The sequence below is a fragment of the Aquimonas sp. genome (genome assembly GCF_044377145.1).
GTDB lineage: Bacteria > Pseudomonadota > Gammaproteobacteria > Xanthomonadales > Xanthomonadaceae > Aquimonas.
In genome coordinates, this window is sequence record NZ_JBILJQ010000175.1 from 1 (window position 1) to 2,621 (window position 2,621).

General features: G+C 67.2%; 2 protein-coding genes. One reads left to right on the forward strand and one right to left on the reverse strand.

Annotated elements, in window-relative coordinates:
• On the reverse strand, nt 1-2,152 hold a 2,152-nt coding region (locus tag ACIQ7H_RS22300; protein ID WP_395795713.1), incomplete at its 3' end, for a CHC2 zinc finger domain-containing protein.
• A gap of 116 nt (nt 2,153-2,268) precedes the next feature.
• On the opposite strand from ACIQ7H_RS22300, the gene ACIQ7H_RS22305 reads away from it, so the two are divergent.
• The coding region (locus ACIQ7H_RS22305) for a helix-turn-helix domain-containing protein (protein ID WP_395795715.1) at nt 2,269-2,621 on the forward strand (353 nt) is incomplete at its 3' end.

The window sequence follows — 2,621 nt, forward strand, 5'->3', positions numbered from 1 at the left end:
GCAGCAGCTTCAGCGCATAGGCCGCCTGGCGCACGCCCTCTTCTTCGGCGATGGCCAGAATCTTGTGCTTCATCGCCTGCTCGCCGAGATAGAACAGGCTCTGCCCGGTCATGGCGCTGTAGTGCACACGCTCGCTCTCGGGCATCAGCGCCAGCAGCGCATCCATCAGCGTCGACTTGCCGGCCGCCGATGTGCTCTGAATCAGGATCGCCAGCGGCTTGTCGAGCTTGCGCGACACGCAGGCCAGATACGCCACCAGCGCATTCGCCGACTCACCCACCACGCCGGTCGCTTCCACGTCGGCCACGATGCGATCGACCAGCGCCGGATCGCGCAGCAGGGCCTCGCCGGCCGCACGCTCGGCCGCGCCCAGCGCGGCCGCTGCATCCACCGGCGCGGCGGGCGCGAGCTGCGCCTGGATCACCGCATCCTGCCGCTGCTCGACGGCGCGCAGCAGTTTGGCCAGATCACCGCGCAGCAGGTCCTCGGCTGCACCGATCTCGACCGCCGCCTGCTTGAGCCAGGCAGCGCGCTGCTTGGCGGCGTACAGCTCGACCGTATCGACGTGGACATGATCGCCGCGGCTCACTCGCAACCAGACCTTGAGCTGCTCATAGCTGAGGTTCTTTTCGATGCCGCGCACGGTGTACGCGCGATCGCCCAGCGTGAGGCGCAGTTCCTTGTCGTCGATGTCGACGGGCAGCGGCGGCTCGGTGGGTGGGATGCGGTAGGCGGGGGGCTCGGGGTCAGCCTGGGGCGTAACACTTGGTGCGCTTGCTGCGGCGCTTGGAGCGGCCGGCTCTGCATCGAGCGCATCAAGCGCATCGGTTGCATCAAGCGGAGCAGCAACAGCAGCGGCTAAAGGAGAATCCGCCACAGCCGGCGCGGCTACGTTCGAGGTGTCCGCAAGCAACCGTCCCTGGTGCGTGGCGCCGGCCCGGCCTTCCATGGCCGGGCGCTCGTCAGCGCAGCCGAGGCCGATAGGGCCTCGGCTAGGCGCGCTGCCTCGCCCCACCCACTCAGCCTGCCGAATCACCACGCCCAGCGACTTCACCGCCGGCTGCACCGCCAGCGCATAGGCGTTCGCGTCCATGCCCTTCGGGAAGCGGCAGCGGTAGCACTCGAATCCCTCGGCCATCAGCTTGGGAGCCAGCTTGTCGGCGGCACCGTTGCCCGGCTCGTCGGCGTCATACGCGATCAGCACGCGCTTTGCGCCGTGCCGATGCAGTGCCGCCACTAGTTCATCGGTGAAACCTTCGACACCGTAGGCGCTGGTCACGTTGCGATAGCCCGCGCACCAAAACGTCAGCGCATCGATCAGCGCTTCGCACAGGATCACTTCTTCCTGCCCGACCAGGCCGGCTTCGTTGAACACCCCACGGTGCGGACCCGGCAGGTACAGGTGCAGCGGCGTGCCGGCGCGCAGCTTCGAGGCCGGCAGAATCTTGCGGCCGTAGACCTCGGTGATTGCGCCATCGGGCGCCACCACCGGCACCACCAGCGAGCCGTTGAAATGCTCATGCCCGCTCGCCCGCAGCAGCCCGATCCGCTGCAGCGCACCGCGCTGCACAGCGCCTGCCTTCAGCTGCTTGTCCGGCAGGTGATAGCCCAGCGTGCGGTTCGCATAGCCCAGCCGAAACGTGTCGATCAGCGCCGGATGGTCGAGCCCACGCGAGCGCAGGTAGGCCAGCGCCTCGGGGCTCTGCTTGAGCGTCGCGTGGTAGTAGTCGAGCACCGAGGCCAGCAGGGCCGCGTCGTCTGCCGCATCCAGCGCGGGCACTGCGGCAGCAGCAGGATCAGAAGCGGCAGCTAAGGAGGACTCTGCAGCGGACGCCGCACGCACTGCAGGCAGCGGCGCCGCCGCCACCTCGCCCAGCTCGATCCGCAGCAGCTCCACCGCCCGCCGAAACGACACGCCGTCGAGCTTCATCACCCAATCGATCGGCCCACCCGCCGCACCGCAGCCAAAGCAGTGGAACAGGTTCTTGGCCGGGCTCACCACCAGCGAGGGCGTCGCCTCCTCGTGAAACGGACACCGCGCCGCCAGGTCCTTGCCCTGCTTCACCAGCGCGATCCCCCGCGCCTCGATCAGCCGCACCAGCGACACTTCAGTCTTCAACCGGTCCAGCTCGGAATCGGGGATGCGGGGCATAAACGGTCTCCGGCCAGGAATCCTGTCAAGGGGGTTTTCGAGGAAACAACCACAATTCGATGTTACATGTTTGCGTGGTATCTTCAACCGCGATTCCAGAACCTCGGGGTTACGGTATGCGCCACCTCCAGATCGACCCGCCGACCGTGGCCATCAGTTCTGACGAACGCGCCTTCTTCATCGCCTTCGGTGAGCGCCTTGCACAACAACGCAAAACCCAGGGGCTCACCCAGGTACAACTGGCCGAGGCGCTGGGCGTCTCACAGCAAGCCGTCACCGCCTATGAGAGCGGACAGCGGCGCGTGCCCCTCTCACTGCTGCCCCTGCTCGCGCAGACCTTGGGCACCACGATGGAAGCGCTGATCGGCACGCCAGAACCGCGCACCACCGGCAAGCGCGGCCCCGCACCCAAGCTGCTGCATCAGCTGGAGCAGGTCAGCAAGCTACCCAAGGCACAGCAAAAGTTCGT